At 29.3% G+C, this 18,859-nt stretch carries 17 protein-coding genes and 1 tRNA gene; 1 reads left to right on the plus strand and 17 read right to left on the minus strand.

All coding sequences use genetic code 11. From position 1 onward, the window contains the following. Positions 1-65: 65 nt before the first annotated feature. Positions 66-557: a thermonuclease family protein gene (locus LPB136_RS04380; RefSeq protein WP_072554968.1), complete on the plus strand. Its 492-nt coding sequence runs from the start codon at positions 66-68 to the stop codon at positions 555-557. A gap of 240 nt (positions 558-797) precedes the next feature. Here LPB136_RS04380 and LPB136_RS04385 read toward each other — a convergent pair whose 3' ends face one another. The 17 genes from LPB136_RS04385 to LPB136_RS04465 all read right to left on the minus strand — a co-directional run bounded on the left by LPB136_RS04385 (position 798) and on the right by LPB136_RS04465 (position 18,859). Beyond that, on the minus strand, positions 798-2,186 hold the full coding sequence (locus tag LPB136_RS04385) for a DUF4932 domain-containing protein (protein WP_072554969.1): 1,389 nt from the start codon (positions 2,184-2,186) through the stop codon (positions 798-800). A gap of 44 nt (positions 2,187-2,230) precedes the next feature. Then, positions 2,231-3,085, minus strand: coding sequence for an alpha/beta fold hydrolase (locus LPB136_RS04390; protein WP_072554970.1), 855 nt, complete (start codon positions 3,083-3,085; stop codon positions 2,231-2,233). A 26-nt stretch (positions 3,086-3,111) separates the two neighbouring features. Continuing rightward, positions 3,112-3,837 (minus strand): NAD(P)-dependent oxidoreductase, encoded by a 726-nt coding sequence (locus tag LPB136_RS04395; RefSeq protein WP_072554971.1) that lies wholly within the window; start codon positions 3,835-3,837, stop codon positions 3,112-3,114. A 123-nt stretch (positions 3,838-3,960) separates the two neighbouring features. Next, complete coding sequence (locus LPB136_RS04400) at positions 3,961-4,752, minus strand: CPBP family intramembrane glutamic endopeptidase (protein ID WP_072554972.1); 792 nt, start codon at positions 4,750-4,752, stop codon at positions 3,961-3,963. 19 nt (positions 4,753-4,771) lie between these two features. Beyond that, the gene (locus tag LPB136_RS04405; protein ID WP_072554973.1) at positions 4,772-5,506 is read right to left on the minus strand and encodes a CPBP family intramembrane glutamic endopeptidase; all 735 of its coding nucleotides are present in this window, start codon (positions 5,504-5,506) and stop codon (positions 4,772-4,774) included. Between the two features lie 117 nt (positions 5,507-5,623). After that, positions 5,624-6,181: a GrpB family protein gene (locus tag LPB136_RS04410; protein WP_072554974.1), complete on the minus strand. Its 558-nt coding sequence runs from the start codon at positions 6,179-6,181 to the stop codon at positions 5,624-5,626. A 62-nt stretch (positions 6,182-6,243) separates the two neighbouring features. Further along, positions 6,244-8,466 (minus strand): CocE/NonD family hydrolase, encoded by a 2,223-nt coding sequence (locus LPB136_RS04415; protein WP_083426176.1) that lies wholly within the window; start codon positions 8,464-8,466, stop codon positions 6,244-6,246. A gap of 2 nt (positions 8,467-8,468) precedes the next feature. Next, entirely contained in the window at positions 8,469-9,089 is a 621-nt protein-coding gene (locus LPB136_RS04420; RefSeq protein ID WP_072554975.1) for a hypothetical protein, read from the minus strand. 119 nt (positions 9,090-9,208) lie between these two features. Then, complete coding sequence (locus LPB136_RS04425) at positions 9,209-9,931, minus strand: LytR/AlgR family response regulator transcription factor (protein WP_072554976.1); 723 nt, start codon at positions 9,929-9,931, stop codon at positions 9,209-9,211. Next, positions 9,918-11,090, minus strand: a complete 1,173-nt coding sequence (locus tag LPB136_RS04430) for a sensor histidine kinase (RefSeq protein WP_237267417.1) — start codon at positions 11,088-11,090, stop codon at positions 9,918-9,920. The genes LPB136_RS04425 and LPB136_RS04430 overlap by 14 nt, the downstream gene beginning before the upstream one ends. A 214-nt stretch (positions 11,091-11,304) precedes the next feature. Then, positions 11,305-12,405 carry a slipin family protein gene (locus tag LPB136_RS04435; RefSeq protein WP_072554977.1) on the minus strand — a complete coding sequence of 367 codons (1,101 nt, stop codon included), beginning with the start codon at positions 12,403-12,405 and terminating at the stop codon, positions 11,305-11,307. Between the two features lie 784 nt (positions 12,406-13,189). Continuing rightward, a tRNA-Tyr gene (locus LPB136_RS04440) sits at positions 13,190-13,273 on the minus strand. 160 nt (positions 13,274-13,433) lie between these two features. Beyond that, positions 13,434-13,988 (minus strand): tetratricopeptide repeat protein, encoded by a 555-nt coding sequence (locus LPB136_RS04445; RefSeq protein ID WP_237267418.1) that lies wholly within the window; start codon positions 13,986-13,988, stop codon positions 13,434-13,436. Then, entirely contained in the window at positions 13,966-14,655 is a 690-nt protein-coding gene (gene prfH, locus LPB136_RS04450) for a peptide chain release factor H (protein WP_072554978.1), read from the minus strand. The genes LPB136_RS04445 and prfH overlap by 23 nt, the downstream gene beginning before the upstream one ends. 2 nt (positions 14,656-14,657) lie before the next feature. Further along, positions 14,658-16,049, minus strand: coding sequence for an RtcB family protein (locus LPB136_RS04455; RefSeq protein ID WP_072554979.1), 1,392 nt, complete (start codon positions 16,047-16,049; stop codon positions 14,658-14,660). An 847-nt stretch (positions 16,050-16,896) separates the two neighbouring features. Beyond that, a complete protein-coding gene (locus tag LPB136_RS04460) occupies positions 16,897-17,484 on the minus strand; it encodes a hypothetical protein (protein ID WP_072554980.1) in 588 nt (195 codons plus the stop codon). Next, on the minus strand, positions 17,471-18,859 hold the full coding sequence (locus tag LPB136_RS04465; RefSeq protein ID WP_072556905.1) for an RtcB family protein: 1,389 nt from the start codon (positions 18,857-18,859) through the stop codon (positions 17,471-17,473). The genes LPB136_RS04460 and LPB136_RS04465 overlap by 14 nt, the downstream gene beginning before the upstream one ends.

The following is an 18,859-nucleotide window of genomic DNA, read 5'->3' on the forward strand; positions in this document are numbered from 1 at the left end:
ATTTATTATCATTACAAATATAAATACAAGTATCTGATTATCAATACTTAAACAAGTGTAAACAAATGCAAACAAAGGCTAATAAACAAATCTTAGTTAGACCACATTACGAAATAGTAAAAGTTGTAGATGGAGACGGCTTAATTGTAAAAAATATTTTCACAAATAAAGAGAAAGAAATAAGGCTTTTAGGAATTGATGCTCCAGAACTAAAGATTTGTAAAAAACTCAAAAATGATGAAAGAGAATTACATCTACCAAGTGAATTTTTAATTGAATTAGGATATAGATCATTTAATTTTTTAAAAAAGAAAGCAAAACCAAAAACGAATATTACAATAATTCAAGAAGTCAAAAACCAACAAGACAGATTTGGTAGAACATTAGCCTATATTATTTTACCTAACGGTAAAACACTTAACAAAATACTAATCCAAAAGGGCTTTGCAAAGCCATACAATAAGGTTTATTGTGATGAACTACCATTGTATCAAAAATTAAATCTAAAGGCTAAGAGAAAGAAAAAAGGTTTATATTTGACAACAGATATTTTTTAGAAATCACACTTTTATTTATCGTGCTATTTCCTTTATTATCAATAGTTTGTTGCCTATATGTTGCCCTATCTACACAACTATCTGATACACAGTATCGCTTCACATTTTGCATTGGCAAATAGGTTTTCTTTCCTTTAGTAGTACTTTGTTTTCTTTTATTAACTATTAGGAAACTAAAAGAAGTATTATTCAAATAAATGAAAGAATGTTGCCTTTTTAGATTTCATGTTCTTTTACAAATTACTGTTTACTAAACCATTGAATTATTTGTGGATATAAATCAGCTATTGTTTCTTTTCCATCAAGGTTTTGATAAAGAGAGACTAGATAATTTTGAAACTCATCGAACATTTTAAACCCTCTTTTATCTTTCATATAAATTATATTTCTTTCCATTAACATCTTTAAATCTTCCTTAGGGCAGTTATCGACATATCTTAATGCTACTAAACCCCAATTCATATATTCTTTGAATAACTCTGAAGATCTCCCATAGTAACCCTTACCATATTTGCTAGTAACCAATAGATTTCTTTTTGAGTTCAGAGCATTATTAATTTCTTCTAAATATTTATCTGCCTCTTTATTTAAATATCCATGATTTAGTTCTGAAAATATAATATCACCTTTTACAATATGTTCACTTAGCTTACTCATTTTGTTATTATAAACATGAGGTAAACCAATATGAATTTGTAATTCTTTAAAGTTATTGTTCTCGTACATGATTATTCCTTGTGTGTTTCCTGTTAATGGTGAAATAACAATATTATGGTACTCATATTTTATTTCAGGAAAATTTTTCTGTAACCATAATAGCATATTTGGAATGTCAATTTTGTTTTTAATTTCTGCAACAACACTATTGTAATACTCTTTATTTATTAGATAAAAGCTTTTAAAGTTGGTTCTCTTTGCAAAATCTTGTAAATCTTCAATATAAGGTGAAAGATAGTTAGGGCTTTTATCATTATAAACGGCCCTATTATATTGATTACTCTTTGTAATCTTATTACCATAGCCTAAATTATAAGTAAGGCCATTTGTTCGTAAAAAATAATCGTTTTTTTGATTAATGAACTTATTAAACTTTCTTACAACATTATGATTTCTATAAGTTGAAAAATGGTTTAACACAGACTTATAATACTCTGTGTTCTTATTTACCCTTTCCTTATCATTAATCCCTTTATCAGTTAAAGCAACAATAACATTAACTAATTCATAGAGTTCGGAAACCGAAAAATCGATACTTCCATTTTTATTTGCTTTAAATTCCTTGGAATAGTTTGCTTTTGGAATATAAGGAACACCTAATATTTGTTGTTTAAACGTGTCTTTTGCTACTACAATATTAAAATTTATTTTGGTTTCTTCTTTCACATTAAACATAATTGAATCAATATCTGAAACATACATAACATTAACACTTTCTCTATTTCTTATAGTTATATGGTTTTCATCAGGATTTAATTCCTTATTAAGATTCCAATTATATATTCTACTTTTATTAATAACTTTTACCTGAACTTTTTTTTTATTAGATTTTAAAATTGATTTCTCATTTTTACTACAAGAGATAAAAAACATGATAAAAATAACTCCCCATATATTTTTTTTGTATTTCATAATTACTTAAAATATTATTCTATTTAATTTTATTATTCTAAATTTTAAAGGTTGTTTAGTATCTCCATTTTTATCTTATGAAACTCTTTATAACTAGGTACATGTTTAGAATTTTTAAATAAAATCACTTTCTTTAAAGTTGGGAAAATTCTTTTTGCTCTTTTTATCATTTTTCTTCCAGGAAACATGATATCTTTTTCTGCTGCAAAAATTGTTATAGGTTTATTTATCGAATTTGCATTCTTTTTAGTAATTGTGGGTAAAGGTGAAAAATCCATATTACAATGCTGAAAAGTAGTTGACATAAATGTTAATGCAAAATCGTCATAAGCTGTAAAAAGTACATTCATTACTTTTTTAATATACTCTTGATTGTTAGTTTTTATAAATTTTTTTAAAGGGAAAAACATCTTAAACAAACCTTTAATAGGGTTTCCATTTACAATATAAACAGGTGCAATTAAAAATGCTTCTTTTATTAGTGTTTGATTATACTCTAGTGCTTTTAAGCTTATGAGTCCTCCAAAAGAAAAACCAACCAAAGTAACATCCGTTAATCTAAGCTTGATTATTAATTCTGTTAACCATTTTCCGTAATCTAAAGTTTTCATATCGGGTCTATTTTCTGCACTTTTATTAGGTTGAGAAAGAACATCAATAGCATAAACACAGTATTTTGAGGATAAGTTATAAAATGATTCTAAAATTAAAGGCGCACAACCTCCTGTGCCATGAATAAGTAATAATGGTGGCAGTTTAGCATCTCCTGTAATTATAATATTGGTAATACCAAACTTTGTTTCTATTGACTTTTCAAAATATTGAATTTCAAGCTCATTTAATTTTTGATTATAAAGTTTTAAAATTTTTTCTTTTCCTTCTTGTGATTTGAAAAACATATACTGTTATTTTGATTGATGATTTATTAATGTGAGGTACTATATATTACAGGCATCTGCCCTTTCCACTTCTCCCATAAAGTATCATCAGTGATTAAACTAGCCATAAAATGCCCAACATTAATACGGCTTACCTTACCAGCATTAAAAATGGCACTTCTGATTGGCGAAGAGTGTATTTCGTAATCGGTTACCTCTTCCTCATTAATTAAACCATCTGGTCTAACTGCAACCCATTCAATAGGATTATTGTTTTGACCAATTTGAGTTCGTAAATAATCAGCAGCTTTCTCATTGTCAACATGTGGTGGTAACAATAAACGTAGTAATCCAATAACACATTTTTGAGCAAAAGAAATTGGCTCGTTTAAATCGCGATTACGGTTTCCTGTGGTATTCATTAAAACAAACTTTGTTGGACTTTGTAGGTTATTTGATGTTACAGCATTGCATAAGCGCCGAGTAGCATCTGTAACTAGTCTTCTAGGTTTTCCATAAATGCCTTTCCAAGACATATTATGACCAAGACAAGAAGCAACGGCATTACAATCGCTTACAATGGTACTAATTTCTGTATCACTTAACTCTAATAGACTTGCAGAGATAATTTGTAGGTCATCATTTATTGTCCATGATTCTGGTAATTTTTCTGGTGACCTAACAATAACTTTTACCTTATGTTTTTCGGCTAGAAGTTGCTCTACTAATTTGCTTCCTGTGGAGCCACTTGCGCCTACGACTAGAACTGTCATATTGAATATATTTTGATTGATTGACTTATATTTAAGACGATGATGGATTAGATATGTTACTCTTTATTTTTTTTAAATTATACTGAACTTACTATGTAAATGCTCTTATATTTTTTTACAATTCTATGTAAATGGCGTACCTATAACATGGAAAACCAAATCGAATACTATATGAGCTATAATAGCTACCAAAAGACCTCTTTTCCAAAATATCCATCCAAAAGTTGAACCGGTTATTAAGTTTCCAACCATAGTGACACCAATTGAAAAAGGAGTTAACTCAACAAAATTTTTTGATAATGGAAAGTGTATTAATCCGAAAAACAATGCAGAAATAATAATACCTGTCCAAATCATTTTGTTGGTTGGGTTATCTACTTTTCTGATGAATTGAATAATCGCAATTATTAGTGACATTAATCCTAATCGAAACATTATCTCTTCACTAATACCTGCAGAAAAGGCAACAAGTGCATAAAAAGGTTTTGTTGGTCTAGACATTTTACCAACAACTGGATACAATTCTTTCTGTAATTCAAATAATCCTAATAGGATTAAAGCTACTATTGTTGCTAAAACAATACTAGACAAAATTGCTTTCCAATCTATTAGATTAGAAACTGTGTGCTTTGAAAAAAATCGAGCTATAACAGGTGCTCCTAAATTTGTTTTAGATGAAACCCATAATCCAATAAACACCAAAATAGCACCTAGGATTAAACTACTAATTCCAATAGTTATGACGTCATCTAAAACAGATTCATTTAAACGAACGTTTGGCATTCCTGCTTTTATATTTAATCTTTTTACCTCTCTGCTAAATGGAATGTTTATTAATGATCCTATTACAAAAAATATTAACACACTAATAGCAGTTTGCCAACGATGATTTTTCTTTTCTTTTTTATTTTTCATGATTGATAAAGTAAATAAACTATTCAATTGCTTGTAGAATTCCAACCATTGCAGATAATATCACCAGCCAGTGGATTATTATGTTAATGTATAATTTTTTAGAAAAAAGAAAAATAATTCCAAATATAATGCCCCAGGCAAAATACCATCCAAGCCAAATTCCATTTCCAGTAATTGAGTCTATTGCTCTCATTCCATGTTGAAAAATAAAAGGTATTGAAGCTATTAGTACAGTTAGCCATTTATTAACTTTATGACTCATTAAAGACTTTATTGCAAAGCCACGGTATACAATTTCTTCTACGATACCAGCAACCAATGCTAAAAAAACAAAAATCACTCTAGCTGTTGTTGTTTTGGGGCTAAATGAAGGGATTGAGTTTAATTTTTCAACGTTTATAGTTGATTTAGCTAGTGCCATTTCTATAAAAATGAGTAATCCAAATGCAATTATTAAATACCCTATAATGGAATAAATCATTTTCTTTTTAGATAGAGCGATTCCGATATCACTCCATGACCAATTAGAAGCTTTTAAAATTCTCGATATGATATATAATTGAAGTAAATACCAAGAAATGATAAGTACATAATTTAAATAATAGGCATCAAAAAATGAGTTTAACGATTTAAGGTCAATACCTGATATAACAGGTTGACTTGAAAGTAATATTGAAATAAGTGTTGCAATAATTGGAAACCCAATTAATACTCCAAGTATTTTTGATAGTTGTATGGACGCTTTAGTTTTCATCTTTTTTGTATTTCTACTATTATCGATTTTTAGTCAAAGTAATGGAATACATATATAAAGGGAAAGGAAAAGTACAGGGACGTAAGATTTGAGGTTTAAGCGTTTTGTATTAAGATTCTATATCTTTCTCGTATTGCTTTTTCGTTGTAGGTTAGTTTTTTCTTTTTCTATAATATCGTCAATAAAGACATTGACATTTAATTCTTTCAATTCTGCGTACAGCTTTTTATTTTGGTTCGCTTTTTCTGCTAATTCGTATTTCATTTCCTGGTATTTCAATCTAGCCCAATCATTTTTACGCAAAAAATTACGCATCAAAATGTGTCTTTCTAATGGTTTACTATTCGTTAAACAAACATAAAGATGATGTGTAATTGTGTCTAAAACACAATGAGAAGATTCTCTGTTTCTTTTAAAAACCTCTCGTTTTTCAAGCCCTTGATTTCCGTTATGATAATACCCAATTTTAATTAGTCCAGATTTTATTTTTTCAAATTCTGATTCGCTTTCGTAAATAATATCAATGTCTATAATCGCTTTAGAATCTAAATTAGGTATAGATGTACTTCCAACATGTTCAATTTGGCATTCAATTCCATTTAAACCCTTTTCAATTTCACGATTTAGTTCTATGAAATTTGTAATCCAGTTGGTTGTATATTTTTTTATTAACATAGGATTTTGGTATATGACATAAAATTGTTCGTCAAAGTTTTAAAATAGAAGTTTACTTTCTTTTATTTTCTAAAATTCCAAATAGGCAATGAAATACTACTGTTACCAGTGAAATTTATTTGTAAAGGAATTTCAGCATCTTTAATATTTTCTTCATTGACATCTTTTCCAGAACCATAATTTATTTGCGCGTTGTTGTTTTTATTTACGTTTAACACAATTACAATTCGGCTTCCTTTTCCTAATTTTTTACTGATTAATTTAGAATTATTAAAAGAGATTTCTGTGAATTCATTTGGTGTTAATAAAACACGTTTTTCTCTATCTTTTGCAAAACTTGCTCTACCAATATAATAGCTTAAATGAAAATATTTATTTTCAGGTGTTAGCTGGTAAACAATTACAGAATAATCAACGTCTTTTTTATTGATTGAAAATTCAAGATTCCCGAAAAATGAACCATTTATAATAACATCTTCTTTTAATGTTTCAGATTTAAAAACCAATCCATCTTTTAAATTAATTTGTTCACGTTCTAGTGGCCAAGGATAATATTCGGTATTATTCATGCTTTCTCTATCCTTAAAATCAACTTTCATTTCGATTTTAGAGTTATTTTTTTTTGATTTTAAAGTATAAACATCCTTTATTTTTTCAGCACTTAAATGAAAAGTCAAGGTGTCATTTGTCATGGCACTTAAACTCGATTTATGCATCCAAGTATCTGTATCCATTACTTGAAAATTTACTTTATCTTTTAAAATACTAGGCTTTTCTTTCCCATTTAAAATGTAATCAAACCATTGATAAATAATGTCTTCTTCAATATTTATTAAAGCAGTTTTGTCTAGTTTATAATTTCTTAAACTTTCCTCTGGTTTCGTTTGTGCAGTCCAATGATCATAAGGGCCAACTAATAAATAATGGCTTGGATTTTTCGCATATTTATGATGCTCATTAAAATAATACATTGCTCCTCTTTGTGAGTCATCATAATAACCTGTGATGGTTAAAATTGGAATGTCAATCTTTGCAAATTCTTGTTTATATGGAATCATTTTTTTCCAAAAATTATCATAACTAGGATGCTGCATATAGGTATTCCACAGTTTATTTACTTTACCATCTAAACTATCTAGTTTGTTAAATGCAACTCCTGTTTTGTACCAAGTGTTTTTTAAAGTATTCCAACGATTATAATCATTTGAAGCTTTAAAGTCTAAAAACTTGTTATTGGTTACATAAAAATTCCAAGAATATGAATAATTATGTAGCACATTATTTTCCATCGGATAATCAATTCCAGGAGCAATTGCTACCATTGGAACAATTGTTTTTAACGATGGATGCACTTTGTGTTTCATTGAAGCCCATTGCGTAAAACCATTGTAACTACCACCAAACATGGCTACTTTTTTATTAGACCAAGGTTGCTTGCTAATCCAATCAATGACTTCATACACATCTGTGTTTTCATATTCAAGAGGTTTTATATCGCTTTTACTTAATCTTTTACCTCTTGTATTGGCAATGACACCAATATAGCCTTTGGATGCAGCTAACATTGTTGAAGTCACATTTGTTCCTGTATAAATTGAAGAAACTAATATTGCAGATTTTTTAGTAGTTGAATTTCCTTTTCGTTTTACGACTACAACTGAAACTTCTGCACCATCTTTCATAGGGATTATAATACTATCATTTACAGCATATCTACGTTTATGATCTTGCTTTATTTCTTCAAAATAAATAGCTCTAGTTGATGAAAATACAATGCTTAAAAAATATTTTTTTACTAAATCCTTAACTGTAGCTTGTGCTATTTTTTCTGATTTAATAGCATTATATGTGTTATTAAAATTACTCACATAATAATCAGTAGGATCTCTAATTATTAATGCTCTATCTAAATTAATAACTTTTATATCATCAGAATTCTTTACATATTTTCTGTAAGATTTTTTAAAGGCATCTTTAAAGTTCTTAGAAAGCTTTGCCTCTACATAATGCATGTATATATCTAAATACTGTCTTTGATCTATTGGTGTTTCTTTAATTCTTTTTTTGAAAGTAACTAAAGCCTCTTTATAATTACCTCTAATTAACTGGAACTTAAACACATCTAATTTTGATAAATTTTGAGTGTCACATAATACTGCTAATTGCTGCATTTGATTTGCAAGCGCTACAGAATCTGATAGTTCCACCTTCTTAAATGCCACTTCTTGCGCAAAAGAAGTCATACTAATTGTGATTAAAAATAATATCAGGACTGATTTTTTCATTGTTACTTTTTATTTGGGTTCGAGTAACGAATCAACTCTTCAGTGTACAAAAAGCCGTCTTGAGTTTGCGTCATTTTAATAAAGTTTTTTATTTCTGGTGCGTATAACCAAACTTCATCCGTTTGTGCGTTGTATCCTCTGGAATTTGAAACGGTTCCTTTGTATTCTATGGTATAAGCCATAAATGTTCCTGCTCCTACTTTTTCTTCCTTGAAGGATAAAACTTCAGCATTTTGACTTTGTTTTCCTGTAGTGCCATCCTGACTTGTCCAGTTTTTTTCATATTTCCATTTTTTCCCTACTTCTAATGGCCACTTATATTTTGGTGTTTTACTTGTTTCTGGTTTTACTATATCTGATACTGGAATAGTGTCTTTTCCAATGATCATACCTAAAGCACCATCTATATTAATTATTTTTCTTGTGTCTTCTCCATCTGAACGAACAACACCTTCAGTTGTTACACCTTTATATTTCCAAGTCCATGTTTCTCCAATTGCATAATCGGTTAATGTTGGCTGTTTTGCTCCTAAAGTGTTATCTTCACAGCAATAAAATAACAGAGAAATGATAACTAAAAAAATGATTTTCACTATTTGAAATACTTCTTTTAAATAATTCATAATATGGCTTTTAAATTAATTATAGCACAAAGTAAAGGTGTCTTTTTCCATCAAAAAAGGAAAAGTACATGAGCGCAAATAAATGCAAATGAACGTTAGATAACGGAACGATTACTTCTTTATAAACTATTCCAGTTTTTAAACTTGACGGATTGCCTGTTAGATACTTCTACTTTTTCTCCAGTAGTTAATATAATTTGTAATTTATTATTAAAGTATGGATGAATCTCTTTGATGTAATTAATATTAATAATTTGACTGCGATTAACCCGAAAAAACACTTTAGGGTCTAATTTCTCTGCTAATAAATTTAAAGAACGTTTTATCATCGCTTTATCTGAACCGAAATAAAGACGTGCATAATTTTCTAACGATTCAATAAAATGAATATCTGTAAGTGGAATAAAATGACATTTTTCACCATCTTTTATAAATATCTTTTGATGCATTGGTAAGGCAGTAGGCTCTAATTTTACTCTTTTAGATAGTTCTAGCTTTACTTTTTCAATAGTTTTAGAAAAACGTTCGTCTCTTAAAGGCTTTACCAAATAATCTAAAGCATTCATCTCAAAAGCTTTTACAGCGTATTGATCATAAGCAGTTGTAAAAATAACGTCTGGGACATTTGTTAATTCTTCCAATAAATCAAAACCAGATTTTCCAGGCATGTGAATATCTAAAAATAAAATATCGGGTTTTAATTCTTCAATTAAAGTTATGGCTTCATCTACATGACTAGCTTCTCCAATAATTTCAAACTCTTGATGTTTTTCTAATCCGCGTTTTACTTCTTCTCTCGCTAAACGTTCATCATCAATGATTATGGTTTTATATCTTTTCATCTTCTATATGCATTGGAATTATTATTTCTGCAACTACACAGTCATTTTCTTTAGCTGTTAAACTAAAACTAGCGTTATTTTTATATTGAATTTCTAGGCGTTTTTTTAAATTTTTTAAACCTAATCCAACATTTTTATGTTGATTAATTACTCCAGGATTCTCAACTTTAATATGAATATTGCTATCGCTCTTTTTAATTGTCAAGAAAACAACACCTCCTCCAACTTTTAAGTCAATGCCATGTTTTATAGCGTTTTCTATCAATAACTGAATACTTAAAGTAGGAACCTTATAATTCATTACTTCTTCTTTAATATTAATTTTTAACTGAAGTCGTTCTTCAAAACGCATCTTTTCTAATTCAATGTAATCATAAACCAAAGACAATTCATTTTTAATAGGTATTAAATCTTTGTCTTTTTCATATAATGAAGAACGCAACAAATCCGATAATAAATCAATAGCTCTTCTTGCAACATTTGGATTTTCAATTACTAATGACTTGATAGAGTTTAGGGAATTGAATAAGAAATGAGGATTTAATTGAGCCGATAAATTATCTAATTGTGCTTTTTTCACTATTAACGACAATTCAGCGTTCTCTTTTGCTGTTACCACTTCTTTTTGATAATAATGATACAAGTGATATGCCAATAACCAAATTGACATTAATCGAAGTCCAGTAAGTAATATGGGATCCCAGTAAATAATTGATTCTAAGAAATCAACATTCTTAATTACAAAAAGTGTTCTGAAAGCATACCACTTTAAGTTATTTATTAATACATATAAGACAGCTAATAAAAGTATCGTTGGCACTAACCGGATTAGTAATTTTTTTATGGATAAACTACTCCATTTTGCTTTCAAAGCAAATCTTCTGTATATATGTGTTAAAAATATCCCTATTGAAATGTCTAATATATAATTTAACAAAGTATATAAAACACCGTAATTATCTCTTGTATATACTGTATATGCCCAATAAATAGAAACGATGCCCCACCCTATTAATTGACATTTCCAATAAAGAGATATCCTAGTATTATTTTTATTTAGATCCATACCTAAGCAAAGCAACGAAATACTTTTAAATAGTGAAAGAAAAAGTACAGGAACGTAAAATATAAGGCCTGAATGTTCTTTTTTTTGTATCATTCGGATGCTTATAGAATATGATTACAATCAAAGATTGTAAACTGATAAAAATTAATTTTTATTATTAATAAAGTTAAACAAAAGAAAGAATAATCTTACATCTTTACTCCATATAACTGCTCTACAAATACTGATTTTACTAAGGTTATTACTTTCTGTATTGGGAAGTAAGTATAATAACAAAAAAGGCTGCCAAAAATTGACAACCTTTTTCTTATTTATTCACAGCAAAAATTTCTTTTAACTGCTTTACCATATTTCCGTTACCAGAAACAGTAATCTCACCGATTTTATCGGCAATTTTCTCTACATACTCCATTTCTTTTAATTTGAACAACATTTCATTGTCTTCCATTAATTTGGCAGTATTTAACAAACTTCTTGTAGAAGCTGTTTCTTCTCTTCTGGTAATTATGTTCGCTTGCGCTCTTTTTTGTGCAACTAAAACTTGATTCATAATTTCTTTCATTTCTCCAGTTAAAATTACATCTCTAATTCCGCAGTTTAAAACCTGTACACCTAATTGAGCTGTATTTTTAGATACTTGATCAAATACTGCTGTTGCAATATTTTCTTTTTTCTCCAACAATTCATCCAATGTATAACCGCCAACATAAGTTCTTAAAGCTAATTGCATTAAAATGTATAATTGCTTTTCATAATCTTTGTTACCTAACAATGCTTTTTCAATATCTACTACTTTATACTGTGTATAAAAATTGATTCTTAAAGTAGCTTTGTCTTTAGTTAACAATTCTTGACCAGCAATTTCTAATTGCAATTGTCTCATATCTGCTTTTGCAATTTTGATAGTTGTATCGTTTCTCCAAAATCTATAGGTTCCTCCAGTTAAGGTTTTTGTATAGACATCATCTACCAATAAAACAGCTTTTTCATAAGCAGCAACTTCAAAGACTCTAATGTATTTAGATAATTCGTAATTACTGAATAAAGCTTTTTCTATATTCTCTGTAATATAGATTTTGCTTCTATCTACTTTTTGAAAAACTCTGTCTACAAAACCTTTCCAGTAAAAATACCTTCCTGATTGTAATACATTTTTAAAGTTGCTATTTTCATACACCAAAACCAACTCATTATCTTTTACCTCTACAATTTCAAGCATATCAGCTAAAACTTTATCTTTTAATAGAATTTCATTCGCTACAGATGCATAAAACTCTTTTGTTAAATCATAAACTATTACATTTTGATTTAAAAATAACCAATGAGTTCCTTGAGTAATTACTTTTTGGTAATCACCATTTTTAAAAACCAATCCTACTTTTCCGGTATTAATTCTTATTCTTTTCATTTTTTTTAATTTTTTATTCTGAAAACTTTCTTTTTTTAATTTCAGAATGGTTCAACATAGATTCCTGTTTTCACAGGAAAGACAATTTATAGGAAGCTTTAGATAAAAATCTAAAGAGCTTTTCCTTTTTTAACAATCTCTGTAACGGAGAAATATGTTCTTGATTCCCATTTTCATGGGAAAGACAATTTTTATGATACTTTAGTAAAACACTAAAGTGACTATTTTTTATTTAAAAACGACACGTTAAAATCTCAACAAATCACGAAAATTAACAATCTAAAAAAAGGCTATAATTTGTTTTGAAAAATGGGTTGAAATCTATAAAAGGAATCAACTGATTTGTAAAAATTTATTACTTTCTAATTTTAGAATTGAAAACTTCAAGTTCTTTTTTAAGTGTTCAATTAAGAACTCATTTAGAACGTATCGTTTTCTTTTTTTGGTCATCAGTTTTACAAGGTGATGAAACTTGGTTTGGATGAATTAACAGTTCATCGTTCTCTAGAGCCGAAATCTAGTGACCTACCAATTAGTCTATATCCAGAATTTCTGAATAGTGGGACTCGAACCCACACTTGAACTTCTATTGCATTAACCGGACTGTGCTATCACATAAAAAATGTGAGAAGGATTCGAACCTTCGTACATAGAATTGTGGAATTTCTTCTGGCGGAAATCCTAAAAACCTTCAAGACGAGTTGTATATAAAAATCGAATACAAATACTGTACGAAATTATACAATGGTGCTATACAGAAACACACAACAAGACTTGCTTGATGTGGAAGTAGTAGGACTCGAACCTACACGTTCTTAACGAAATCAGAGTTACAGTCTGACGAGCCAACCAATTGCTCAACACTTCCTTTTATTTTAATAAACTTTTAATTAACCTCACTTTACTCCTTGTTAAAGTGAGGTACTTCTCTACTTTTTTTTGCAATTTTCCCACATTTCTACGTGATCTTTTTCATAATTACTCTGCAAATATTATATGCTATTACGCAATCTATTTACGTAGATAAATTATTTTTTACTTTTTTTATCTTTTTTCTTCGATTTAGGTTTCTTTTTCTTCGGAAGTTTGCCTTTAATTCTACTTCTCTCTTCATTTACTGTATGCATAAACTCAGAATTAAAAGTGAACTCTTTTGCTAACTTTACAAAAGACAATGCTTTTTTATATTGTTTTAATTGCTCAAATAAAATTGCTTTTTTAAAATATAAAACTGCTTTGTCTGACCCTTTTACTGTAATAGCAAAATCTATAAAATCTTCTGCTTCTTTATAATCTTCGTTCCACAATAACACATTTATATAGTGTGAATAGACTTCAAATGCGTGAACATTTTCTGCTAAAGCTTCTTTGTAATACATAATTGCATCATCATATTTAAAAAGCTTTTCTGCATGAACTCTTCCCATTAACGTTAAAGCCATTGTATTTTTATCGTCATAAGACAACGCATAATTTAAAGCTTCCATTACTTCTTCTAAATCGTAAGGATAATTTTCTAATGCTTTAAAAACATAATTGTTTACTAATGTTCCCATATTATTATAATTGTTTACGTAAATCATTCTTTAAGTGGTTTCTCTTGTTTTTAAATGATTTAACTTTCTTTTTTTGTTTAAAATCTGTTCCTGTAAAAACTCTAATCGGATTTCCTCTTTCTACGGTTTTATGATTCATCCATTGGTTTTCTAATTGTATTTTTGATTGCTCCATATTAAAATTACTTACTTTTTCTTGTAATCGTTTTATAGCAATCTTTTTATTTTGATGTTGAGATCTACTATCCATTACCAAAACTTGCAGTCCTGTTTTTGTATGTTTTGCTCTTACAGCAGAACTTACTTTATTTACGTGCTGACCGCCAGCACCAGAACTTCTAATTGCCTGAAACTGAATCTCATTTTCTTTAATTGATAATGATTCATTACTTTCTACCTCAAAACAACCTATAAACCAGTTTTTACGTTTGTTGTATTTTCTAAAAGTTGATGTTCCAATCCATTGAATAGTACCTAACCAATCTTTTAAAAAATCAGCAAGTTGGTTTCCTTTTAATTGTATACTTACAGATTGCACTGTGCCATTTTGGAGTCCGTTTTCTTTATGAAGAATTAAATACGCAACCTTGTTGTTTATCAATTCTTTTAAGAATATTTTTAGCACTTTAGCAACTACAAAAGCACATTCTGTGGGTCCTGTTCCTGCTGATATTTGTATTATTTTTGTTTCCATAATTATTTATCCATTCTAACAATCTTTGGTGTAAATGTTCCTAATACTTCGACCAATTCTTGTTGATTTGCCATCACTTTTTTAATGTCTTTGTAAGCCATTGGTGCTTCGTCAATTCCGCCACCAATAAGCGTTACATCGTTCATTTTTAACTGATGCTTGATATCACTTTTCGTGAATTTTTCTTTACACTTTTTACGCGAATGTTTTCTACCTGCTCCGTGAGAAGCCGACTGTAAACTCGCCGTGTTACCCAAACCGCGAACTATAAATCCTGGTGCCGTCATAGAACCTGGAATGATGCCCAACTCGTCTTTTTTAGCTGGCGTTGCTCCTTTTCTATGCACAATACATTCGTTGCCATTTACAGTTTCTTTCCAAGCAAAATTGTGATGATTCTCAATTTTTGCAATGGGTTTTGCTCCTATTAATTTTGCAATTCGATCGTGAATATTATCGTGACATGCTTTTGCATAATCGCCAGCTAAATTCATAGCCAACCAATATTCTTGTCCGTCATGAGAATTCATATCTAACCATGCTAAATGCTGTACATTTTTTGGTAAATGACATTGTTTTGTTGCCAAATAGGTATAATGTTTTGCAATGTTTGCACCTAATCCTCTTGAGCCACTGTGCGATAAAACGCCAATGTATTCACCTATTTTTAATCCGAATTCGTTGTTATCTTCTGTAATAGAAACGGTACCAAATTCTACAAAATGATTTCCTCCTCCAGATGTTCCTAATTGCTTGTACGCTTTGTCTTTTAAGCGTTTTATTAACGGAATATCTGTAAATTCATCTCTATAAAATATTTCGTGATCTTGTTTTTTGTCATGCGTTTCTCGCATTCCGAATTTTGTGTGATTCTTTAAAATATTTTCATATTGATGTTGTTTTCCTTTTAGAAAAGAAACCGGAATTGGATATATAGTTAAACACATTCTGCAACCAATATCTACACCTACTCCATACGGAATTACTGCATTTTCTGTGGCTAAAACGCCGCCAATTGGTAAACCGTAACCATAATGTGCGTCTGGCATTAATGAGCCTTGCACTGCTATCGGTAACTTTAAAGCGTCGTACAACTGAAACTTTGCTTGTTCGTCTATTTCGTTTTCTCCATAAATTGAAAACGGAACGCGCGTATTTCTTAATTGATGCATTTTTACTTCGACTGGCTTTACCAAACCTTCTGCAACTTTTCCCCAAATAGCATTTCCTTGAAACTTTTCTGGATGCTGTAGCACCTCTTTTGCTTCTTCTAAAATGCGTTCTTTCTTTTCTCTTTTTCTGTATCGGTTTATTTGCCCTAAAGCAATATTGATACTATTGTTCTTTGGAAAGCCTAATTTTATTAGGTCTTTTCCTTTTAATTTATTTCCCATGATTTTAAATTGAGATGTATAATTCTATAGAATTCAACTTTTGGTTGATTCTATAACTCTTAATTTTTACTTCGGAAAATTTTTGGTTCCGAATCAAGTTCGGAATGACAATTTTAAAGGAATACTTTTTTAAAAATGACCATAAAAAAAGTCCGAAATTTTACAACTTCGGACTTTTCATATATAATAGTTAATTGCTATTTGTAATTGTGAAAGTCGCGAAGTAAACAATAAAAAGAACCTGGTTCTCTTTGTATGTTTTTGTTTAATTGATAATTGAACATTGTACTTCGTTTATTATGCTGAACTTGATTCAGTATCTTGACTGTTCCAGCTATTTTGTTGCTTTATTGCGATGCAAACCTAAAACGTATTTTTGAATTACACAAATAAAATTTTAAAGTATTTTACTGACAATCAACTAGTTATATTGTTTTTAGATAATAGGATTCCTGTCCGCTTTTGTGCAGATATTGTGAGTTTAGACAACTCTTTGAATGTTTGATATGTAGGGAATACTTACACGATATATTGGCATCTAATGGTTTTTGATAAAAGTGAAAATAAATTTTCACTGGATTCCCATTTTCATGGGAATGACAACTTTAATTGTTCTCTCAATTATAAATTGAGAGGATTTTTTTCAATAAAAAGCGTCCAAAAAATGAATTTTGGACGTTTTTATTATCTTTTAAAAGTATTTTACCTAAAACATTGACCTAATAAGTCGCAGCTTAGCGTCCGTTTTATGTGATTTATATATGTTCATAAGCGTTTTACTTTTATTTTTTACTTGTTTATTATGGTGCAAATATGCGAGAAAATTGGTTAATCTTCCAAATTTTGATTAATATTTCCAAAATTGATACCACTTTTTAAGCTTGATTTCATTCGTTTGTATTTGATTATTTAAAAAGCTAACATCCTTACTTTCAGATAATCCTTCAACTAACAATTTTACTTTATCTTCAATTCTTGATATCTTATTAAATTCAAAACAAACCCTATCACATAATTTTTTTAAATCAATTATTACGTTTTTTTCAATTTCATATTTAATTTCAATTAATCCTATTCGTTCATTTATTTGATAATAGTCCCACATTAATGAATATTCTTTATCATATTCAAACAATTCAAAAACATTATTAAAGTGCTTATATATTTCTTTAATATTATTTTCATCCTTTATTTTTTTTGAATAAAAATTAACTTTATACATTATAAATATTTCCTCTTCAAGGGTGTCTTCTAAAATTTTACCTAATTGAATTTTATATTTATTTTCTCTATAATTTATATTAACTAAATCAAAAAGAAACCTATTTGTAATTAAATTTTCTGTTTTCACTTTTTCATAGAGTATCACCTCAAAATCTTCTTTTGAGATGATATCTAATAAAAGTTCTATTGCTTTCTCTTTAATTTTTTCCATTATTTCTATTTCTTTTACGCTTCTTCCAAGGCGCGTTCTTTTTCCAGTCTCCAGCCATAATACAACCGTAAGGTACAACTTCATCAATAACTTTACCTAAACCAAATTCTTCCATTTGGTTACGCACCGTTTCTGCATTTTTATATGCTGATGGTAATTCTGTAATATCAATTTCTTCAGAGAAAAAACGGATGTCTAATCCTTTGGTTTCTTCTTCAAAAATTTCTTGTACTGTTCCTGTTTTACCCTTTCTATGTTGTGTTCTACTTATATTTCTTCCTGCTCCATGTGGCGCAAAACCTAAATTGCTTTCGGTTGTGTTTCCTTCAACAATCAACACAGGTTCACTCATATTTAACGGAATCAATCTTGGACCCGTAATATCTGGCATAAATTTAGGATCTAACGGAGTTGCTCCTTTTGCATGGTAAAATAAATCTCCACCTTTAAATACAAAATTATGCTCGTTCCAAAACCTATTTTCTTTTTCAATTTCTAATTTTTCTAACGTTGTATCGTGTAAAACTTCATGGTTTAATTTTGTCCATTTTCTTATAATTTGCAAAGCTTCCCAATAGTTTTTTCCTTCTTCTGTTTCAAACGGAATCCATGCATTTTGTTTTAAAGTTTGTGGCGATAATTCTTGTCTAAATTGCTCTGCAATTTTCATTCCTCTACTATATAAATTGGCACCAAAACCTCTACTTCCGTGATGTGTAACTAACATAGTATTTCCTGTTTTCTTTGATTTTCCGACGAACAAAAAATGATTTCCATCGCCTTGTGTTCCTAAATGAGATCTTGCAGCAGAAATACATTTTTGATTGTTTAAAAACGGATTTGCTTCAATTTCTGCTAACAAATCAGAAGGAAAACGAAATTGTGTATTTCTACCTCTTCCGCCTGGACCAAAATGTGTAATAGAATGTGCTGCATCTAAAACATCTTTTGGATTTGCTTTTCCGAAGTCAGTCAACATTACAGAGCAACAAATATCTGCACTGTGCATTCCTGGATGAATGGCGTTTTTAGCAACTACAATTCCGCCAACAGGAATTGTTCCTATTCCGCCTGTTGGGCAAGCATCTGGCATAATTGCGCCATTTACAACTGTTGGTGTTTTCATTAAAACTTCCATTGTTTTTGTAACAGAATTCACATTGATTTCTTCTAACTCATTCTCCGCTTTTATATTGATTTTAAATTCAGCTGGATTTTCTAATAACGAAATTTCTGGTTTGGGTCTAAATTGCTCTAAATACACTAAGGTTTCTTTGTCAGACAATTCATTTGTATTAATATGTTCCATTGCTTCTGGAAACCATTTCCCTGGTTTAAAACCTAATGCGATGATTTCCTTTCCTGTTATTTTCAT

This window comes from Tenacibaculum todarodis, from assembly GCF_001889045.1.
Taxonomy (GTDB): Bacteria; Bacteroidota; Bacteroidia; order Flavobacteriales; family Flavobacteriaceae; genus Polaribacter; species Polaribacter todarodis.